The sequence below is a fragment of the Streptomyces sp. NPDC046887 genome, assembly GCF_040644755.1.
Lineage (GTDB): Bacteria > Actinomycetota > Actinomycetes > Streptomycetales > Streptomycetaceae > Streptomyces > Streptomyces lichenis.
The window spans coordinates 170,607-190,301 of sequence record NZ_JBEYXH010000001.1; the positions used below are offsets into that span (position 1 = coordinate 170,607).

Annotated in this window: 18 protein-coding genes; 17 read left to right on the forward strand and 1 reads right to left on the reverse strand. The window is 73.8% G+C overall.

Annotated elements, in window-relative coordinates; genetic code table 11:
- Positions 1-60: 60 nt before the first annotated feature.
- From ABZ945_RS00820 to ABZ945_RS00900, 17 genes are all read left to right on the forward strand, one after another.
- Complete coding sequence (locus ABZ945_RS00820) at positions 61-1,122, forward strand: hypothetical protein (RefSeq protein ID WP_361262862.1); 1,062 nt, start codon at positions 61-63, stop codon at positions 1,120-1,122.
- 27 nt (positions 1,123-1,149) lie between these two features.
- On the forward strand, positions 1,150-3,987 hold the full coding sequence (locus tag ABZ945_RS00825) for an FAD-binding and (Fe-S)-binding domain-containing protein (RefSeq protein WP_361261731.1): 2,838 nt from the start codon (positions 1,150-1,152) through the stop codon (positions 3,985-3,987).
- Between the two features lie 70 nt (positions 3,988-4,057).
- Positions 4,058-4,546 (forward strand): hypothetical protein, encoded by a 489-nt coding sequence (locus ABZ945_RS00830; protein ID WP_361261734.1) that lies wholly within the window; start codon positions 4,058-4,060, stop codon positions 4,544-4,546.
- Between the two features lie 4 nt (positions 4,547-4,550).
- On the forward strand, positions 4,551-5,939 hold the full coding sequence (locus tag ABZ945_RS00835; protein WP_361261737.1) for a hypothetical protein: 1,389 nt from the start codon (positions 4,551-4,553) through the stop codon (positions 5,937-5,939).
- On the forward strand, positions 5,936-6,247 hold the full coding sequence (locus tag ABZ945_RS00840) for a hypothetical protein (protein ID WP_361261740.1): 312 nt from the start codon (positions 5,936-5,938) through the stop codon (positions 6,245-6,247). The genes ABZ945_RS00835 and ABZ945_RS00840 overlap by 4 nt, the downstream gene beginning before the upstream one ends.
- A gap of 21 nt (positions 6,248-6,268) precedes the next feature.
- Complete coding sequence (locus ABZ945_RS00845; RefSeq protein ID WP_361261743.1) at positions 6,269-6,505, forward strand: hypothetical protein; 237 nt, start codon at positions 6,269-6,271, stop codon at positions 6,503-6,505.
- 344 nt (positions 6,506-6,849) lie between these two features.
- Positions 6,850-7,737: an EamA family transporter gene (locus ABZ945_RS00850; protein WP_361262864.1), complete on the forward strand. Its 888-nt coding sequence runs from the start codon at positions 6,850-6,852 to the stop codon at positions 7,735-7,737.
- A 134-nt stretch (positions 7,738-7,871) separates the two neighbouring features.
- Positions 7,872-8,684, forward strand: a complete 813-nt coding sequence (locus tag ABZ945_RS00855) for a TIGR03084 family metal-binding protein (protein ID WP_361261745.1) — start codon at positions 7,872-7,874, stop codon at positions 8,682-8,684.
- Positions 8,681-10,366, forward strand: coding sequence for an acyclic terpene utilization AtuA family protein (locus tag ABZ945_RS00860; protein ID WP_361261748.1), 1,686 nt, complete (start codon positions 8,681-8,683; stop codon positions 10,364-10,366). Before ABZ945_RS00855 ends, ABZ945_RS00860 begins: the two co-directional genes overlap by 4 nt.
- Positions 10,363-11,961, forward strand: coding sequence for a carboxyl transferase domain-containing protein (locus ABZ945_RS00865; RefSeq protein ID WP_361261751.1), 1,599 nt, complete (start codon positions 10,363-10,365; stop codon positions 11,959-11,961). The genes ABZ945_RS00860 and ABZ945_RS00865 overlap by 4 nt, the downstream gene beginning before the upstream one ends.
- Positions 11,962-12,050: 89 nt before the next feature.
- Positions 12,051-13,958, forward strand: a complete 1,908-nt coding sequence (locus tag ABZ945_RS00870) for a biotin carboxylase N-terminal domain-containing protein (protein WP_361261754.1) — start codon at positions 12,051-12,053, stop codon at positions 13,956-13,958.
- Positions 13,955-15,112 carry an acyl-CoA dehydrogenase family protein gene (locus tag ABZ945_RS00875; protein WP_361261758.1) on the forward strand — a complete coding sequence of 386 codons (1,158 nt, stop codon included), beginning with the start codon at positions 13,955-13,957 and terminating at the stop codon, positions 15,110-15,112. The genes ABZ945_RS00870 and ABZ945_RS00875 overlap by 4 nt, the downstream gene beginning before the upstream one ends.
- A gap of 69 nt (positions 15,113-15,181) precedes the next feature.
- Complete coding sequence (locus ABZ945_RS00880) at positions 15,182-16,159, forward strand: DUF2332 domain-containing protein (RefSeq protein ID WP_361261761.1); 978 nt, start codon at positions 15,182-15,184, stop codon at positions 16,157-16,159.
- Between the two features lie 153 nt (positions 16,160-16,312).
- Positions 16,313-17,050 (forward strand): enoyl-CoA hydratase family protein, encoded by a 738-nt coding sequence (locus tag ABZ945_RS00885; protein ID WP_361261764.1) that lies wholly within the window; start codon positions 16,313-16,315, stop codon positions 17,048-17,050.
- 39 nt (positions 17,051-17,089) lie between these two features.
- Positions 17,090-17,683 carry a TetR/AcrR family transcriptional regulator gene (locus ABZ945_RS00890; protein WP_361261767.1) on the forward strand — a complete coding sequence of 198 codons (594 nt, stop codon included), beginning with the start codon at positions 17,090-17,092 and terminating at the stop codon, positions 17,681-17,683.
- Between the two features lie 40 nt (positions 17,684-17,723).
- Entirely contained in the window at positions 17,724-17,987 is a 264-nt protein-coding gene (locus ABZ945_RS00895; RefSeq protein ID WP_361261770.1) for a type II toxin-antitoxin system CcdA family antitoxin, read from the forward strand.
- Positions 17,984-18,388: a DNA-binding protein gene (locus ABZ945_RS00900; RefSeq protein WP_361261773.1), complete on the forward strand. Its 405-nt coding sequence runs from the start codon at positions 17,984-17,986 to the stop codon at positions 18,386-18,388. The genes ABZ945_RS00895 and ABZ945_RS00900 overlap by 4 nt, the downstream gene beginning before the upstream one ends.
- Positions 18,389-18,474: 86 nt before the next feature.
- On the opposite strand, the gene ABZ945_RS00905 is transcribed toward ABZ945_RS00900, so the two are convergent.
- Positions 18,475-19,575, reverse strand: a complete 1,101-nt coding sequence (locus tag ABZ945_RS00905; protein ID WP_361261776.1) for a citrate synthase 2 — start codon at positions 19,573-19,575, stop codon at positions 18,475-18,477.
- Positions 19,576-19,695: the final 120 nt, after the last annotated feature.

The following is a 19,695-nucleotide window of genomic DNA, read 5'->3' on the forward strand; positions in this document are numbered from 1 at the left end:
GGAGCCCCCGGCCCGCCTGCTCCCGCCGCTCCGGCTCCTCCTAGGCTGATCACCGTGTCCATGACGCCTCCGCCCCAACAGCCGTACCGGACACCGGGCCTGGCGCCCGGCCTCCCGGTCGACCACTGGCCCGCCGCCTCCGCCCGCACCGGTGAGGAGCTCGGAGCCCCGACCCCCGTACGGGCCCTGGCGGTCGCGGCCGACGGTGCGCCGCTCGCCGTCGCCGCCACCGAGCGGGGCGCCGTACGGGTGTGGCACACCGGCACCGGTGAACCCCTCGGCCTCCCCTTCGCCGACGACGGCGGCACCGGATCGGTGGCCCTGGCCCGGGTGGCCGGCCGGCCCGTGGTGGCGACCGCCAGCGGCGACGAGGGCACCGTCCGCCTCTGGGATGCCCTCGATGGGCGGCCCCTGGGCGACCCGCTGACCGACACCGGCCCCTCCGCCGGCGCCCTGGCCGCCGCCCAGGGCGCCGACGGCCGCCCCCTGCTGGTGGCCGGCTGCCTCGACGGGACCACCCGGCTCTGGGACCTGGCCGCCCCCGACCCCGGGGGTGCCGTCCTCGGAGACGGCGGCCCGCCGATCGCCGTCGCCACCGCCCTCGCGCCCGACGGCCGCCCCTTCGCCGTCACCACCACCCCCGACGACCCTGCGGACGACTGCGGCACGGTGGAGCTGTGGGACCTGTCCGCCCCGCGCCGGACGGGCGAGTCCCCGCGCCGGATGGGCGAGCCCCTGGGCCGGGGCGCGGAGGTCCACACCGCCGCGCTCGCCTTCCTGGACGGCGACCCCGTCGTGGTCACGGCCGGCTGGGACAAGGCCGTACGCCTCTGGGACCCGGCCACCGCCCGCCCCCTCGGCGCCCCGCTCACCGCGACCGACGGGGCCCGGGCCCTGGCCGTCACCCACCTCGGCGGCCGCCCCGTCGCCGTCACCGCGTCCACGGCCGCCCCCGGAGCCGTACGCCTCTATGACCTGCCCACCCGCCGCCCCCTCACCCCCGCCCCCGTCCTCCCTCACCCGCACCCCATCCGCGCCCTGGCCGCCGCCCCCTCCTCCCTCTCCGGTGCCGTACTCGCCGCCGCCGGCCCCTACGCCATCCCCCTGTCCGCCACCGTCTGAGCGACCATGCCGGGGCATCCTGGTCCCATGCCCGAACCCACGGCCGACCGACGGCGCGCCCCCGGCCCCCGACCGGAGGCGAGCGCACTCGCCCATGCCCTGCGCACCGCCCTGCGCGGCGAGGTCGACTTCGGGGCGGCGGCCCGGGCGCTGACCACCATGGACGCCTCCAACTACCGCCGGGTCCCGATCGGCGTGGTCAGCCCCTTCGACGCCGACGACGTATCAGCGGCCCTGGCGGTATGCCGCGAGCACGGGGTGCCGGTCGTCCCACGCGGCGCGGGCACCTCCATCGCCGGGCAGGCCACCGGCACCGGCGTCGTCCTGGACTTCACCCGCCATATGCGCCGCGTCCTCGCCGTCGACCCCGAGTCCCGCACCGCCGTCGTCCAGCCCGGCACCGTCCTGGACTGCCTCCGCGCGGCGGCCCGCCCCCACGGCCTGACCTTCGGCCCCGACCCCTCCACCCACAGCCGCTGCACCCTCGGCGGAATGATCGGCAACAACGCCTGCGGGGCGCACTCGGTCGCGTACGGCACCACCGCCGACAACGTCACCCGCCTGTCCGTCGTCCGCTACGGCGGCGAGCGCGCGGTCCTCGCCCGAGGCTGGACCGGCGGGCCACCCGCCCTCCCCGCCCTCGTCGACTCCCACCTCGCCCTGCTCCGCACCGGCTATCCACCCGGCCTCCCGCGCCGTATCTCCGGCTACGCGCTCGACGCCCTGCTCCCCGAGAACGGCACCGACCTGGCCCGCGCCTACTGCGGCAGCGAGGGCACCCTGGCCGTCCTCACCGAGGCGGAGGTCCGCCTGGTCCCCGAGCCAGCCGCCCGCGCCCTGGCCGTCCTCGGCTACGCGGACGAGACCGCCGCCGCCGACGCGGCCGCCGGCCTCCTCCCGTACCACCCCCTCACCGTCGAGGGCATGGCCGCCGACCTGGTCCGCGACCCGGCCGCCCGCGCCGCCCTCCCGCCCGCCGGGGCCTGGCTGTTCGCCGAGACGGGCGGCGCCACCGAGGCCGAGGCCCGCGCGGCCGCCGACACCCTCACCCGCGCCGCCGACGCGCTCCGCGCCACCGTGGTCACCGACCCGGCCGCCCGGCGCGCCCTGTGGGCGGTACGGGAGGACGCGGCCGGCACCGCCACCCGTACCCCCGACGGGGCGGAGGCCTGGCCCGGCTGGGAGGACTGCGCGGTGCCGCCCGCCCGACTCGGCGCGTATCTGCGGGACTTCCGCGCCCTACTGACCGCCCGCGGGCTGCGCGGCACCCCGTACGGGCACTTCGGCGACGGCTGCGTCCACGTCCGCATCGACTTCGATCTGGTGTCGGCCGCCGGCATCGCCCGCTTCCGCACCTTCTCCGAGGCCCTGGCCGACCTGGTCGTCTCCCACGGCGGCTCGCTCTCCGGCGAGCACGGCGACGGCCTCGCCCGCGCCGAACTCCTGCCCCGGATGTACGGCCCCGAGCTCACCGCCCTCTTCGCCCGCGTCAAGCAGGCCTGGGACCCCGACGGCGGCCTCAACCCCGACGTCCTCACCACCCCCGCCCCCCTCGACGCCCACCTCCGCTTCGCCGTCCTGCCCTCGGCCCCCGTCCCGACCGCCTTCTCCTACCCCGCCGACAACGGCGACTTCGCCACCGCCGTCCGCCGCTGCGTCGGCGTCGCCAAATGCCGCGTCGAAGGCCCCAGTACCGGCCCCGACGTCATGTGCCCCTCCTTCCGCGCCACCGGCGAGGAACGCCACTCCACCCGTGGCCGGGCCCGCCTCCTCCACGAGATGCTGGCCGGCGAACTGATCCCCGACGGCTGGCGCTCCTCCGAACTCCATGACGCCCTGGACCTCTGCCTCTCCTGCAAGGGCTGCCGCAGCGACTGCCCCGTCGGCGTCGACATGGCCACCTACAAGGCCGAGTTCCTGCACCACCACTACGCCGGCCGCCGCCGCCCCCGCACCCACCACACCCTCGGCCGCCTCCCCGAATGGCTCCGCCTCGCCGCCCCCTTCGCCCGCCCCCTCAACGCCGCGGCGTCCATCGCCCCCTTGGCGTCCCTCGCCAAACACCTGGCCGGCCTCACCCCCGAACGCGACCTCCCCCGCCTCGCCCCCCGCACCTTCCGCCACTGGTACGCGAGCCGGCCCAGGCCATCGCAGGGTCTCCCCGTCCTCCTCTATCCCGACACCTTCACCAACCACCTCACCCCCGCCGTAGGCCAGGCCGCCGTCACCGTCCTCCAATCCGCCGGCCTCCGCCCCCTCCTCCCCGCCGCCCCCGTCTGCTGCGGCCTCACCTACCTCTCCACCAGCCAACTCGACCGCGCCCGCCGCGTGATGCGCCGCACCCTCGACACCATGGAGGCGTCCTCACACCCCCTCGTGGTCCTGGAGCCGAGCTGCGCCGCCACCCTCCGCACCGACCTCCCCGAACTCCTCCCCGACGACCCCCGGGCCGCCGAACTCTCCTCCCGCGTCCGCACCTTCGCCCAGGCCCTGGAGGAGTACGCCCCCGACTGGCAGCCCCCGCGCCTGGACCGCCCCGTCACCGGCCAGACCCACTGCCACCAGCACGCCGTCCTCGGCGACGCCGCCGAAGCCCGCCTCCGCGCCCGCGCCGGCCTCACCGGCACCCTCGCCGGCGGCTGCTGCGGCCTGGCCGGCAACTTCGGCTTCGAGCCCGGCCACTACGAGGTCTCCGTCGCCTGCGCCGAGGACCAACTCCTCCCCGCCCTCCGCGCCGCCACCCCCCACACCGCCCTCCTCGCCGACGGCTACTCCTGCCGCACCCAACTGCACCAACTCGCCGGCGTCCGCGCCCGCCACCTGGCGGAACTGCTGGCGGAGGGGCTCCCCCCGGGGACGCCATAGCTCCCTGTCACCATGCCTGTGATTCTGGGCACGAAAGCAGGCAGGCTGGAACCGATACCACCCTTCGCCCGTGCTCAGGACGGACACACAGGGCGAGGAATCGGGGGGGCTGACACGCATGCCGTGGGACGAGTGGGAACAGCTGAAGGCCGAGGCCGCGAAGCGCACAGCAGCGCCGATGCAGATCAACCAGACGGCGACCGGGCCGGAAGGCGGCGAGGGCAGCGGCGACCGCGTCGGGGTCGACCATGTCTCGCTCAACGGCAATGCGAACGTGCTGGTCGAGATGGCCGGGTTGTTGTACGAGGGTCGGCCTGACGGGGATTTGTGCACGACGGCGCGGAGTCCTCGTTCACATCCCGATGTAGCTGCGAAGGTCGACACGTTCGCTCGATTCGCCAACGATCAGTACCAGGACACGACTGCGCTGCTGGCAGCTCTCTCCACCCGGCTGCGGAAGGCGAACGGCACCTACGCGACATGCGACGGCGATGTCGCCGGGGGCCTGCTGAACGCCGTCTTGGACACGGGTCTGTACGTCTCTCCGGAAGACAGGTGAGGACGTGGCCCACACCTACCGCGACGAAGTCGCCTTCCTGGAGGATTGCAACCCTCCGCTTGTCGAGCGGAACGCCTTGGAGTTCCGCAGGCTGCGCGACCTGCTCCTGGAGGTCAAGCCGGGGTTGCGGCGTGCGGCGGAGGACCGGGACTGGATCGGCGAAGGGCGCAAGCGCTATGACAACCGGATGCGCGAGGCCCGTGATCTGGTGAGCCACCTGGCCGACGGCTACGACAAGGCGCAGAGCGCGCTGATGCACTATGCCTCCGCGCTGAGGGTGGCCAAGGCGCATTACGTGAATGGCAAGGCAGACGAAGAGACCCTCGCCGGGCTCATCGCACAGGTCGCCGACGCCGTCACCCCGACCGCGCAGAAGGCCGGGGCAATGCGGCAATGGGAGGACCTGCGCGGCACCACGGGCTTCCTCGACTGGGCGGCCGAACTCGCCGTCGACATCGATGACATCAGGGATGATGCCAACCGCGCGCATGACAATGCCGGCGCCAACTACGGCCTCGCCAAGTCAACCGAGGCCCGGGCCCGTGACACGTGCACCGCGGCACTCGACCAGGCGTACAAGGCGCTGCCCGACTTCCGCGGCAGTGGCTTCGTGGACGCCAAGGATCTGCTCGCCGCCATGCCCGCGCTGCGCTCCGAGGCGTTCGAAGCCCGCTCGGACCTGCTGACCAGCCTGTCGGGGAGTGGGCCGAAGGCTGATTTCTCCCTGCCGACAGGCACGCAGGATGTGTCCGCATCCCTCCAGGACATCCGCCTGCGGCTCACCGCACTGCCCGAGGCGACGGACGCCTACTGGGCCGTGCCGCGGGACGCGCAAGAACGCCGGGAGTGGATCGCCGCGAACAAGGGGATCATCCAGGCCGCGGCAGAGCGGTCAGGGCTCCCGGCCGACATGGTCGCGGGCATCGCCTGGCAGGAGGTGGGCGGACAGTGGGGCTGGATGGACGATGGCGTCGACAGCGTCCGCGGGCTCGCTCGGGACGGGTGGCTCCCCGTCGCCCCCGAAGCTCTGCCGATCGACCGGCTGAGTGGAAACCCGGACGAGACGTCCTTCGGGCCCATCGCCATCCAGGTAAGACGTGCAGCGGAGGTGCTGGGATACGATCCGGCCCGGCTCACCGAGGGGCAGCGGGACACCATCGAGGCCGCCCTGCAGGACCCGGGACAGAACATCTTCATCGCCTCCGAGTACCTGGCCATGCTGAAGGAGGAGTCCGGCTTCGCCGGAGTGCCGTCGGAAGAGATGACCCGGGACCACTACAAGGAGCTGGCATCCCGCTACAACGGGGGCCCTTACTGGCAAAGCGAACAGGCTCAGGGGTACGGGCGAGGGTTCGACCGGAACCTGGACGAAGCGAGGAATGCCCTGAAGTGATTCGTGAACTGCGCGGCCCCTGGGGCGTGCCGCTCCTCCTCCTCAATCTGCTGTCCGCCTGGCTCACCTATGCCGCCCTGGTGACCGAGCCGCAGGGGCCTTGGGACGAGAGCGCCCTGACGGCAATCGAGGCCACCTGCTTCCTGACCGTCGTGGCAGGAACGGTAACCCTGCTCCTGTCGTCCGTAGCGGTGCTGAGGAGGTCGCTGACCCGCTGGTGGCTGGCGCCCCCGACGGCGTCCCTGTTCCTCGGGATCGTGCGTTGGGTGTACATCACGCAGAGTTATCCGCTGCTCCCCGGCCGCTGATTCCCCTTTACCGCCGTGTGCGTGCTGCGGGTGGGGAGGGGCGCGCCGCTCCTCCGCACCCACCGGCGTGACGGCACGGACGACCGTCTCCCGTGGGGGGCGGACCACGGCAGCGATACGAGCAGGGGAGTGGTGGAGATGCGGAACCTGGCAGCGGCGATCACGGACAACCCGCCGATCACCATCGGGATGATCGTGGTGGGACTCCTGATCCTCGTTCTCGTCACCGTGCGGGAGAGTCGCAAGAAGAGGAAGTAGCGGTTCCCCGGCCGGGCCGGGACGACAGCGCGCCGCGCTCCCGTCGCCGGGGGCGTGGCGCGCTGCTGTCCGTGCCGTGCCCGTACCGTGGAAGAGGGGGCGCGGCGTCCCGGATGGTGGACCGCGGGGAAAGGCGCTGGAGTGCGAGAAGGGCGGTGCAGTATGTTGCGCTGACTGGTCCACTTCAATGGACTTGCTCCCGTTCTCCCCCCACCCGCACAGAAAGCCCGAGGCCCCCGGTGAACGACGCCGCCGCCCGAAGCGAAGCCGCCGCCGGACTGTCCGCGGACGCGTCCGCCGTGGCGCTGCCGGAGGGCGTCGCTGCGCACCCGGAGCGAGCCAGGGTGCGGAAGGGGGCGGGGCGGCGGCTCGGGCCGGTGGCGCTCGTCGTCGCGGGCGGGTTCTCGGTGCAGTTCGGCGCGGCGATCGCGGTGATGCTGATGCCGCGCGCCGGGGCGCTGGGCGTGGTCACGCTGCGGCTGCTGCTCGCGGCCGTGGTGCTGCTGGTGGTCTGCCGCCCCCGGCTGCGCGGGTACGGGCGCGCCGACTGGGGGACGGTGGTCGCCTTCGGTGTCGCGCTCGCCGGGATGAACATGCTCTTCTACCAGGCGGTGGACCGCATCCCGCTCGGCCCGGCCGTCACCCTGGAGGTGCTCGGCCCGCTGGTGCTGTCCGTGGTGGCGTCCCGGCGGCTGGTGAACCTGGTCTGGGCCGCCCTGGCGCTGGGCGGGGTGGCGCTGCTCAGTGGCGGCGGGTTCGACCGGCTGGACCCGGCCGGGGCCGCGTTCGCCCTCGGCGCGGGCGTGATGTGGGCCGCGTACATCGTGTTCAGCGCCCGCACGGGGCGGCGCTTCCCGCAGGCCGACGGGCTGGCGCTGGCCATGGCCGTGGGCGCGGTGATCAGTCTGCCGTTCGGGGTGTGGGAGGCGGGGGCCAGGTTGGTGGTGCCGTCGACCATCGCCCTGGGCCTGGCGGTCGCGCTGATGTCGTCGGTGCTGCCGTACACGCTGGAGCTGCTGGCGCTGCGTCGGCTGCCCGCGCCCACCTTCGCGGTGCTGATGAGCCTGGAACCGGCCATCGCGGCGATCGCGGGACTTCTGGTGCTGGGGCAGGGGCTCCACCTCCTGGAGGCGTGCGCGATCGCGCTGGTCATCGCGGCCAGCATCGGTGCGGTGCGCTCCCAGGCGCGGTTGGCGGCCGGGCCCACCGAGTCCGCGAGTGGCCAGAAGTAAAGCAAGCACGCTTGATTGTTTCTCCGGGCGCTGCCATGCTCCGGGACACGCACCGCCGTGCCGACGGCCGGGCTCCCACGCCCTGACCGCCGGGCGGCCGTGGCGTGCCCGTGCCGTCCCGGAGGGAGCGCACCGTGTCCGACGCCGCACCGGTCCTCGACGACCTGCGTGAGGAGAGCGAGGAGCTGGACCGCCTGGTGGCGGCCGCCCCACCGGACGCTCGGCCGGACGCCTGGAGCGCGGCCACCCCCGCACCCGGCTGGACCGTCGCCCACCAGATCGCCCATCTGACCTGGACCGACAGTGCCGCGCTGCTCGCCGCCACCGACCCGGACGCCTTCGCGGGTCATGTGGCCAGGGCGGCGGAGGCACCGGAGAGCTTTGTGGACGAGGGGGCGGAGGCGGGGGCCGTGTTGGAGCCGGGGGAGCTGCTGGCCCGCTGGCGGGAGGGGCGCGAGCGGTTGCAGGACGTCCTACGGGCCTCCCCGGCCGGGACACGCATCCCCTGGTACGGCCCGCCGATGTCGGTCACCTCGCTGGCGACCGCGCGGCTGATGGAGACCTGGGCGCACGGGCAGGACGTGGCGGATGCGCTGGGCGTCGTACGGAAGCCCACGGCGCGGCTGCGGCATGTCGCCTGGATCGGCGTGCGGGCCCGGGACTACGCCTACGCGGTACGGGGCCTGCGCCCGCCGGCCGCCCCGTTCCGGGTGGAGCTGACCGCCCCGGACGGCACCCTCTGGGCGTACGGGCCCGAGGACGCGCCCCAGAAGATCACCGGCCCCGCGCTCGACTTCTGCCTGCTCGCCACCCAGCGGGCCCACCGCGCCGACCTGGCCCTGCGCGCCGAGGGTGCCGACGCCGACCACTGGCTGGACATCGCCCAGGCCTTCGCCGGACCACCGGGGCGAGGGCGGCCCGCCACCAGGGCCGAGGCATCCGCATGAGGGCCCCGCTGCGGATCGGCAACGCCTCCGGCTTCTACGGCGACCGGTTCGACGCCGTCCGGGAGATGCTGACCGGCGGCGAGCTGGACGTCCTCACCGGGGACTACCTCGCCGAGCTGACCCTGCTGATCCTCGGCCGGGACAGCCTCAAGGACCCCTCCCTCGGATACGCCAAGACCTTTCTGCGGCAGATGGAGGAGGGGCTGGGGCTGGCCCACGACCGGGGGGTCAGGATCGTCGCCAACGCGGGCGGGCTGAACCCGGCGGGCCTCGCCGCCGCCCTGCGCGCTCTCGCCGAACGGCTGGGGCTGCCGGGGATCCGTATCGCCCATGTGGAAGGCGACCGCCTCACCCCGCCCGAAGGGGCGCTGACCGCCAACGCCTACCTCGGCGGCGCCGGGGTCACCGCCTGTCTGCGGGCCGGGGCGGATGTGGTGGTCACCGGGCGGATCACCGACGCGGCGCTGGTCAGCGGACCCGCCGCCTGGTGGTTCGACTGGGGCCCGAAGGAGTACGACCGGCTCGCGGGCGCGGTCGCCGCCGGGCATGTACTGGAGTGCGGCACCCAGGCCACCGGCGGCAACTACGCCTTCTTCGCCGAGGCCGGGGACGGACACGACCTCCGCCGCCCGGGCTTCCCCCTCGCCGAGATCGACGCGGACGGCAGCTCCGTGATCACCAAGCACCCGGGCACCGGCGGGCTGGTGGACATCGGCACGGTCACCGCCCAGCTGCTGTACGAGACGGCGGGCGCCCGCTACCCCGGGCCGGATGTGACCCTGCGGCTGGACTCCGTACGGCTGGCGCAGGACGGCCCGGACCGGGTGCGGATCTCCGGGGTACGGGGCGAGGCCCCACCGCCCCGGCTCAAGACCGGCACCACCCGGCTCGGCGGCTGGCGCAACGAGGTCGTCTTCGTCCTCACGGGGCTGGAGGTGGAGGCCAAGGCGGAATTGGTGCGGGAGCAGATGACCCAGGCGATCGGCAGGGCGGCGGAGGTGCGCTGGGAGCTGGCCCGCACCGATCGCCCCGACGCCGCCACCGAGGAGACCGCCAGCGCCCTGCTCCGGCTCGTCGTCCGCGACCAGGACCCGGAGCGGGTGGGCCGGGCGGTCAGCGGGGCGGCGGTGGAACTGGCCCTCGCCAGCTACCCGGGCTTCCACCTGACCGCCCCGCCGGGGAAGGGCGCCCCGTACGGGGTGTTCGAGGCGGGGTACGCGGACCGGGGCGCGGTCGCGCATACGGCGGTGCTGCCGGACGGGGAGCGGGTCATCGTGCCGGACCCGCCGGACGTACGGGAGCCGGAGCCCGTCCCCGTACCGGAGTTGCCGCCGCCGTTGCCACCCGGGCCGGTGCGGCGGGCGCCGCTCGGGGTGGTGGCCGGGGCCCGCAGCGGGGACAAGGGCGGGGACGCCAATGTGGGGGTGTGGGCCCGGGACGAGGAGGGCTGGCGGTGGCTGGCCCACGCGCTCACCGTCGACCGCTTCCGCGAACTGCTGCCGGAGACGGCCGACGTGCCCGTACGTCGGCATCTGCTGCCGAACCTGCGGGCGCTGAACTTCACCGTGGCCGGGCTGCTCGGCGAGGGCGTCGCCGCCCAGGCCCGGTTCGACCCGCAGGCCAAGGCGCTCGGCGAATGGCTGCGCGCCCGCCACCTCGACATACCGGAGGCCCTGCTGTGACCGTGATCGGCTCCCGACTCGACCCGGCCACCGAGGAGTTCACCGCCAACCGGGACGCCATGCTGGAGAAGCTGGCCGCCCTGGACGCCGAGCACGCCAAGGCGCTCGCGGGCGGCGGCGAGAAGTACACCGCCCGGCACCGCTCGCGCGGCAAGCTGCTCGCCCGGGAGCGGATCGAGCTGCTGCTGGACCCGGACGCGCCGTTCCTGGAGCTGTCCCCGCTCGCCGCCTGGGGCAGCGACTACCCGGTGGGCGGCTCGATGGTCACCGGGATCGGGGTCGTCGAGGGCGTGGAGTGCCTGATCACCGCCAACGACCCGACGGTACGCGGAGGTTCGTCCAACCCGTGGACGCTGAAGAAGGCGCTGCGGGCCAACGAGATCGCCCGCGCCAACCGGCTGCCGTGTATCGCGCTGGTGGAGTCCGGGGGCGCCGATCTGCCGTCCCAGAAGGAGATCTTCATCCCCGGTGGGGCGCTGTTCCGGGACATCACCCGGCTGTCGGCGGCCGGGATCCCCACCATCGCGGTGGTCTTCGGCAACTCGACGGCGGGCGGCGCGTATGTCCCCGGGATGTCGGACCACACGGTGATGATCGACGGGCGCTCCAAGGTGTTCCTCGGCGGGCCGCCGCTGGTGAAGATGGCCACCGGGGAGGAGAGCGACGACGAGTCGCTGGGCGGGGCGCGGATGCACGCCCGGACCAGCGGGCTGGCCGACCACTACGCGGTGGACGAGCATGACGCCATCCGCCAGGCCCGGCGGATCGTGGCCCGGCTCGACCACCGCAAGGCGTACGCCGATCCTCCGCCTGCCGAGCCGCCCAAGTACGACCCGGAGGAGCTGCTCGGCATCGTCCCCGGCGATCTGCGCACCCCCTTCGACCCGCGCGAGGTGATCGCCCGGATCGTGGACGGCTCCGACTTCGACGAGTTCAAGCCGCTGTACGGGACCAGCCTGGTGACCGGGTGGGCCGCGCTGCACGGGTATCCGGTCGGGGTGCTCGCCAACGCCCAGGGGGTGCTGTTCAGCCAGGAGTCGCAGAAGGCCGCGCAGTTCATCCAGCTCGCCAACCAGCGGGACATCCCGCTGCTGTTCCTGCACAACACCACCGGCTACATGGTGGGCCGGGAGTACGAGCAGGGCGGCATCGTCAAACACGGCTCGATGATGATCAACGCGGTGGCCAACTCCACGGTCCCGCATCTGTCGGTGCTGGTCGGCGCCTCCTACGGGGCCGGGCACTACGGCATGTGCGGCCGCGCCTACGACCCGCGCTTCCTGTTCGCCTGGCCCAGCGCCAAGTCGGCCGTGATGGGCCCCCAGCAGCTCGCCGGGGTGCTCTCGATCGTGGCCCGCGCCTCCGCCGCCGCCAAGGGGCAGCCCTATGACGACGAGGGCGACGCGGCGCTGCGCGCCATGGTGGAGCAGCAGGTGGAGGCGGAGTCACTGCCGATGTTCCTGTCCGGGCGGCTGTACGACGACGGGGTCATCGACCCGCGCGACACCCGCACCGTCCTCGGCCTGTGCCTGTCGGCCGTGCACACCGCCCCGTACCAGGGCGTGCGCGGCGGCTTCGGCGTCTTCCGGATGTGAGGGGACCCGTGAATCCCATGAATCCCATGAATCCCGTGAACTCTGTGGATTCGATGAATCCCATGGATCCGATGAATCTCATGGATCCGATGAATCCCTTGATCTCCAGTCTGCTGGTCGCCAACCGGGGCGAGATCGCCCGCCGGGTCTTCCGCACCTGCCGTGAGCTGGGCATCTCCACCGTCGCCGTGCACTCCGACCCGGACGCCGGAGCCCTGCACGTACGGGAGGCGGACGCGGCGGTGCGGTTGCCGGGGGCCGCGCCCGCCGACACCTACCTCCGCGCCGACCTGGTGGTGGCCGCCGCGCTGGCCGCCGGGGCGGACGCGGTCCACCCCGGGTACGGCTTCCTCTCCGAGAACGCCGACTTCGCCCGCGCGGTGCTGGACGCGGGCCTGGTCTGGGTGGGCCCGCCGCCCAAGGCGATCGAGGCGATGGCCTCCAAGACCCGGGCCAAGGAGCTGATGGCCGCCGCCGGGGTGCCGCTGCTCGCCCCGCTGGACCCGGCCGCCGTCACCGGGGCCGACCTTCCGCTGCTGCTGAAGGCGGCGGCCGGCGGCGGTGGGCGCGGTATGCGGGTGGTACGGGAACTGGGCTACCTGGCAGTCGAGTTGGCGGCGGCCAGGGCCGAGGCCCGGGCGGCCTTCGGGGACGGCGAGGTGTTCGCCGAGCCGTATCTGGAGCGCGGCCGCCATGTGGAGGTGCAGGTCCTCGCCGACGCGCACGGCACGGTGTGGACCCTCGGCACCCGGGACTGCTCGCTCCAGCGCCGCCACCAGAAGGTGATCGAGGAAGCGCCCGCGCCCGGGTTGGACGAGGAGCTGCGGGCCACCCTGGAGGACGCGGCGGTCGCGGCCGCCCGGGCCGTCGGCTACACCGGGGCGGGGACGGTGGAGTTCCTGGTCGCGGGCGGCCAGGCGTACTTCCTGGAGATGAACACCCGGCTCCAGGTCGAACACCCGGTCACCGAGGCGGTGTTCGGCATCGACCTGGTCGCCCTCCAACTGGCCTGCGCCGAGGGCGCCGCCCTCCCGCCCGCGCCGCCCGCCCCCCGGGGGCACGCGGTGGAGGCCCGGCTCTACGCCGAGGACCCGGCCCGCGACTTCGCCCCCGGCACCGGCGTACTGCACCGCCTCCAGGTCCCGACCCCGGACGGCGTGCGGGTCGATGCCGGGTACGCGGACGGGGACACCGTCACCGTCCACTACGACGCCCTGCTCGCCAAGGTCGTCGCCTCCGCGCCCACCCGCGCCGAGGCGGTACGGCGACTGGCCGCCGCCCTGGAACGGGCCCGCGTCCACGGCCCGGTGACCAACCGCGAGCTGCTGGTCCGCTCCCTGCGCCACCCGGAGTTCGCGGCCGGGGCCATGGACACCGGCTTCTACGGCCGCCATCTGGCCGAGCTGACGGCCCCGGCCCCCGGGGAGGAGTACGCGGCGGTCGCCGCCGCGCTGGCCGCCGCCTCGTCCCGTACCGGTCGCTTCGGCGCCTTCCGCAACCTGCCCTCCCAGCCGCAGTCCGCCCACTACGGCGACCATGAGGTCCGCTACCGGCACACCCGGGACGGCTCGTATGCCGTCGACTCCCACCCGGAGGTCCGAGCCGTCGCCGTCGCCCCCGGGCTGGTCCGGCTGGAGGTGGGCGGCGTCACCCGCCCGTACCGGGTCACGGAGGCCGCCGACGGTCAGGTCCACGTGGACACCGCCACCACCGCGTACCGCCTCACCCCCCGCCCCCGCTTCACCGACCCCGCCGAGCACACCGCGCCCGGCTCGCTGCTCGCGCCCATGCCCGGCACCGTCACCCGGGTGGCGGAACTCGCCCTCGGTGACCGGGTGGTGGCCGGGCAGCCGCTCGTCTGGCTGGAGGCCATGAAGATGGAGCACCGCGTCATTGCTCCCGCCTCCGGCACGCTCACCGCGCTCCACACCGCCCCCGGCCGCCAGGTCGAGGTCGGCGCCCTGCTCGCCGTCGTCCAGGAGGAGGCCCAACCGTGAGTAGCAGTAACGCTGTGGTGGAGACCGAGGAGCAGTCCGCGCTACGGGCCGCCGTCGCCGCGTTCGGCGCCCGGCACGGCCGCACCCATGCGGCGGAGGAGCGGGACGCCGTCTGGGCGGAGGCCGGGAAGCTCGGCTATCTGGGCGTCAACCTGCCCGAGGAGTACGGCGGCGGGGGCGGCGGCATGGCCGAACTCTCCCTCGTACTGGAGGAGCTGGGCGCGGCGGGTTGCCCTCTCCTCATGATGATCGTCTCGCCCGCGATCTGCGGCACGGTGATCGCCCGGTTCGGCACCGAGGAGCAGAAGGCCCGCTGGCTGCCGGGGCTGGCGGACGGCAGCCGGACCATGGCCTTCGGCATCACCGAGCCGGACGCCGGGTCCAACTCGCACCGGATCACCACCACCGCCCGGCGCGATCCGGACGGCGGCGGCTGGCTGCTCACCGGGCGCAAGGTGTTCGTCTCGGGCGTGGACATCGCCGAGTCCACCCTGATCGTCGGCCGCACCGAGGACGCCCGCACGGGGAAGCTCAAGCCCTGCCTCTTTGTCGTCCCCCGGGACGCCGAGGGTTTCCAGCGCCGCGCCATCGACATGGAACTCCGCGCCCATGAGCGCCAGTTCGAGCTGGTGCTGGACGACGTCCGGCTCCCCGCGGACGCCCTGGTGGGGGACGAGGACGCGGGGCTGCTCCAGCTCTTCGCCGGGCTCAACCCGGAACGGATCATGACCGCCGCGTTCGCCGTCGGCATGGGGCGTCACGCGCTCGCCAAGGCCGTCGGCTACGCCAAGGAGCGCCAGGTCTGGAAGACCCCGATCGGCGCCCACCAGGCGATCGCCCATCCGCTGGCCCAGGCCCATATCGAGCTGGAGCTGGCCCGGCTGATGATGCAGAAGGCGGCCCACCTCTATGACGCGGGCGACGACCTCGGCGCGGGCGAGGCGGCCAACATGGCCAAGTACGCGGCCGGGGAGGCCTGTGTACGGGCGGTGGACCAGGCCGTGCACACCCTCGGTGGCAACGGGCTGACGCGTGAGTTCGGGCTGGCCGAGCTGATCACGGCGTCCCGGGTGGCGCGGATCGCCCCGGTCAGCCGGGAGATGATCCTCAACTACGTCTCCCACCAGACCCTGGGCCTGCCCAAGTCGTACTGATCACAGGTCGTCCCGATCATCTGCGCGGGCTGCTTAGTCTGGTCGCCCGACCAGCGAAAAGGGGGCTCGATGGTGGACACGGCGGAGCGGTACCGGAGGTTCGCCGGGACGGAGGCGCGGGGGCACTCCCCGACGTACGAGCTGCTGGCCGAGGCGGTCGCCGGCGATCCCGGACTGCTGGCGCTGATCGACGAACTGCCCCCGGCCAAGCGGCAGCCCAACCTGCTGCTGGGCGCGGTGCGCTTCCTGGGCGGACCGGTCGTCGGCGAATACCCGGCCTTCCGCGAGTGGATCGTGGGCCACTGGCCGGAGGTCCGGGACACCATGCGGGAGCGGCGGACCCAGACCAACGAGTCGGGCCGGTGCGCCGTACTGCTCCCGGTACTGGCCCGGCTGGACCGGCCGCTGGCGCTGATCGAGGTCGGGGCCTCGGCCGGGCTCTGCCTCTACCCCGACCGCTACCGCTACCGCTACGACGGAGGGGCGGCGTTCGGCGCGGCGGACAGCCCGGTGGTGCTGGAGTGCGGGACGACCGGTGCCGTCCCGCTGCCCGACCGCCTGCCGGAGGTCGCCTGGCGGGCCGGGATCGACCTCAACCCGCTGGACGTGGCCGACCCGGGGGATGTGCGCTGGCTGGAGTGCCTGGTCTGGCCCGAGCAGCGGCAGCGGCTGGACCGGCTGCGGGCGGCGGTGGGCATCGCGCGCGCCGAGCCGCCGACGCTGGTCCGGGGCGACCTCAACGAGACGGTCCGCGAACTGGTCGGCGCCGCCCCGGCGGGCGCCACCCCGGTGGTCCTGCACAGCGCGGTCCTCGCCTATCTGCCGACCGAGGAGCGCGAGGCCTTCGCCGCCACCATGCGGTCGCTGGGCTGCCCGTGGATCTCCAACGAGGCGCCGGGGGTCCTGCCCGCCGTGGACCGCCTTCTCCCACCCGCCTCCGACCGGCTGCTCTTCACCCTCGCGCTGAACGGGCGGCCACTGGCCCGCACCGGCCCGCACGGCCAGTCCCTGGAATGGTGCGAGCACACATCCGCCGACACGACCTGACACCCCGGGCGGCCGACCAGACATCATCGCCTCCCTCGCGGGGCAGGTCGCTCCGTACAAGAGGATCCCGGCGCGCCACCGCGTTCACCGGCGGCGGGCCGGGGCGGCGTCCGGGACGACCCCGAGACGCGAACCGAGGGAGCGGGAGTACACATGAGCGGTCATGTCACCACCGCGCACGAGCGCGGTGTCACCACCCTGGCCCTGGACGCACCGGCCAGCCGCAACGCGCTCTCCGCGGCGCTGGTCGCCGAGCTGTCGACCGCACTGGCCGAGTGCGGCAAGGACCGGGAGGTGCGGGCGGTGGTGCTGACCCACACCGGCAACACCTTCAGCGCGGGCGCCGACCTCAAGGCCCCACCCAACCCGTACACCTTCGTCTCGCTGCTGCGGCAGATCGTGGAGCTGCCCAAGCCGGTGGTGGCCCGGGTGACCGGGCATGTCCGGGCGGGTGGGCTCGGGCTGCTGGCCGCCTGCGATGTGGCGGTGGCCGGGCCCGAGGCGGACTTCGCGCTGTCCGAGGTACGGATCGGGGTGGCGCCCTCGGTCATCTCGCTCACCCTGCTGCCCCGGCTGGAGCCGCGCGCCGCCGCCCGCTACTACCTCACCGGGGAGCGGTTCGACGCGGCCGAGGCGGCCCGTATCGGCCTGGTCACCCTCGCCCCCGACGACGCCGACAAGGCCCTCACCGCCATCCTGGACGGGATGCGCCGGGCCTCGCCGCGAGGGCTGGCGGAGGCCAAGCGGCTGGTCACGGCTAGGGTGCTGGAGATGTTCGAGCGCGACGCGGAGGACCTCGTGCAGCGCTCGGCCTCGCTCTTCGCCTCGGCGGAGGCCCGCGAGGGCATGACAGCGTTCCTCGAACGACGGGACCCTGTATGGGTGTTGTGACATGGGGGTCGGCATGGGGGTCGGCATGGGCGTGGTGACATGGGTGTGGTGACCGACCCGGCCAGAGGCCCGAAGCAGGACCGCAGCCGGGCCACCCGGCAGCGGCTCCTCGAAGCGGCCGTGTCCTGCCTGGCCGAACGCGGCTGGGCGGGCTCCACGGTCGCGGTGGTCGCCGAGCGGGCCGGGGTCTCCCGGGGTGCCGCCCAGCACCACTTCCCCACCCGGGAGGACCTGTTCACCGCGGCCGTGGAGTACGTCGCCGAGCAGCGCTCGCACGCCCTGCGCACCCTCCCGGTGCGCACCCGCCCCGAGACCGTCGCCGCCCTGGTCGACCTCTACACCGGCCCCCTCTTCCGCGCCGCCCTGCACCTCTGGGTCGCCGCCTCCGACGAGCCGCAGCTCCGCGACCGGGTCACCGAGCTGGAGGCCCGCGTCGGCCGCGAGACCCACCGCATCGCCGTGGACCTCCTCGGCGCCGACGAGTCCCGCTCCGGCGTCCGCGAGACCGTCCAGGGCCTGCTGGACATGGCCCGAGGCCTGGGCCTCGCCAACCTCCTCACCGACGACACGGCCCGCCGGGAGCGGGTGGTCGCGGAGTGGGGACGGATCGTGGAGGAGGCGCTGAAACGTTAATGCATACCCTGGGTATGCAGGTGGGCGGTATGCTGATCGCATGGCTGAGACGACGCGCGTCACGGTGACCATCCCCACCGAGTACCTGGAGGAGGTCAAGAAGCTCACCGACAACGTGTCCGCCTACGTGGCGGAGGCGGTGGCCCGGCGGGTGCGGCATGAACTGCGGGCCGAGGGCTTCCGGGAGTACCAGGAAGAGCACGGCGCCTTCACCGACGAGGAGCGTGCGGCGGCCCGGGCCCGGATCGAGGCGGCGTTCGCCGACGAGAACGCGGAGACCGCTCCCGAGGTGAGGGCCGCGTGATCCCTCGGGTCGAGAACCTCGTCCTGGATTCCGAGGGCCTTTCCGCCTGGCTGCTGGGCAGGGACCGGGAGGTCAACGCGATGCTGGAGGAGTTCGACGTACAGGGCACGGAGTTCGTGGTGGGCGCCAACACCATCGTGGAGGTCGCGCACGCCCGGGTGAATGAGCCCAAGCTGCACTGGATCCTCTCCCGCGTGGTGGTGGAGCCCGTCACCGAGAGATCCGCGCGGGCGGCCGCGCGGCTACTCAAGGACGCCGGCCTGCACGGCCACAAGTACGCCATCGACGCCACGGTCGCTGAGATGGCCCTGCGGCAGAGGGCCCCGGTCGCCATGCTCACATCCGATGTGGACGACATGGCCAAGCTCTGCGGCAAGCGCGTCAAGCTGATCCGGGTCTGAATCCACGGACGAAGTGGGGGCACCGCCCGCCACGGGCGGCGCCCCCTCCACGTACTCACGTACTCAGGCCCCTCAGGCGGCGGCCGTCAGTCGCCGATCTCCGCGTACCCCGGGATGTCCTGGGGGCTGCGGGCGCTCGGGCCGGTGTAGCGGGCGGAGGGGCGGACCAGGCGGCCGGTGCGCTTCTGCTCCAGGATGTGCGCGCTCCAGCCCGCGGTGCGGGCGCAGGTGAACATCGAGGTGAACATGTGCGCCGGGACCTCCGCGAAGTCCAGCATGATCGCCGCCCAGAACTCCACGTTCGTCGCCAGCACCCGGTCCGGGCGGCGGTTGTGCAGCTCCTCCAGCGCGGCCTTCTCCAGCGCCTCCGCCACCTCGAAGCGCGGCGCGCCCAGCTCGCGGGCGGTACGGCGCAGCACCCGGGCACGCGGGTCCTCGGCGCGGTAGACGCGGTGGCCGAAGCCCATCAGCCGCTCACCGCGGTCCAGCGCCCGGCGCACCCACGCCCCGGCGTCGCCCTCGCGCTCGATCTCCTCGATCATGCCCAGCACCCGGGATGGCGCCCCGCCGTGCAGCGGGCCGGACATCGCGCCCACCGCGCCGGACAGCGCCGCGGCCACGTCCGCGCCGGTCGAGGCGATCACCCGGGCGGTGAACGTGGAGGCGTTCAGCCCGTGCTCCGCCGCCGAGGTCCAGTACGCGTCCACGGCCTTGACGTGCTTGGGGTCGGGCTCGCCGCGCCAGCGGATCATGAACCGCTCGACCACCGACTGCGCCTTGTCGATCTCGCTCTGCGGGACCATCGGCAGCCCCTGCCCGCGCGCGGACTGCGCCACGTAGGACAGCGCCATCACGGCCGCGCGGGCCAGGTCGTCGCGGGCCTGCTCCTCGCTGATGTCCAGCAGCGGCTTCAAGCCCCACACCGGGGCGAGCATCGCCAGCGCGGACTGCACGTCGACGCGGATATCCCCGGAGTGCACCGGGATCGGGAACGGCTCGGCGGGCGGCAGACCGGGGTTGAACGCCCCGTCCACCAGCAGCCCCCACACGTTGCCGAAGGAGACATGGCCGACCAGGTCCTCGATGTCGACGCCGCGGTACCGCAGCGCGCCGCCCTCCTTGTCCGGTTCGGCGATCTCCGTCTCGAACGCGACGACTCCTTCGAGTCCGGGTACGAAGTCGGACATCAGGCGGCTCCTCGTGTGGTGGACGGCCAGGTGCTACGGCGGGGTGGGCACGGGTCGCACGGCCCCGGGACACCCCTGCCAGGCGGTGGCCGTCCCGTGCGGCCCGCGGCGGGGAATGGG

What these genes read in the sequence shown, in the direction of transcription:
- ABZ945_RS00820 (WP_361262862.1), top strand. Translation starts at nt 61, where the DNA reads ATGACGCCTCCGCCCCAACAGCCGTACCGGACACCGGGCCTGGCGCCC.
- ABZ945_RS00825 (WP_361261731.1), top strand. Translation starts at nt 1,150, where the DNA reads ATGCCCGAACCCACGGCCGACCGACGGCGCGCCCCCGGCCCCCGACCG.
- ABZ945_RS00860 (WP_361261748.1), top strand. Translation starts at nt 8,681, where the DNA reads ATGAGGGCCCCGCTGCGGATCGGCAACGCCTCCGGCTTCTACGGCGAC.
- ABZ945_RS00885 (WP_361261764.1), top strand. Translation starts at nt 16,313, where the DNA reads ATGAGCGGTCATGTCACCACCGCGCACGAGCGCGGTGTCACCACCCTG.
- ABZ945_RS00895 (WP_361261770.1), top strand. Translation starts at nt 17,724, where the DNA reads ATGGCTGAGACGACGCGCGTCACGGTGACCATCCCCACCGAGTACCTG.
- ABZ945_RS00905 (WP_361261776.1), bottom strand. Translation starts at nt 19,575, where the DNA reads ATGTCCGACTTCGTACCCGGACTCGAAGGAGTCGTCGCGTTCGAGACG.
- ABZ945_RS00870 (WP_361261754.1), top strand. Translation starts at nt 12,051, where the DNA reads ATGAATCCCTTGATCTCCAGTCTGCTGGTCGCCAACCGGGGCGAGATC.
- ABZ945_RS00890 (WP_361261767.1), top strand. Translation starts at nt 17,090, where the DNA reads ATGGGTGTGGTGACCGACCCGGCCAGAGGCCCGAAGCAGGACCGCAGC.
- ABZ945_RS00880 (WP_361261761.1), top strand. Translation starts at nt 15,182, where the DNA reads ATGGTGGACACGGCGGAGCGGTACCGGAGGTTCGCCGGGACGGAGGCG.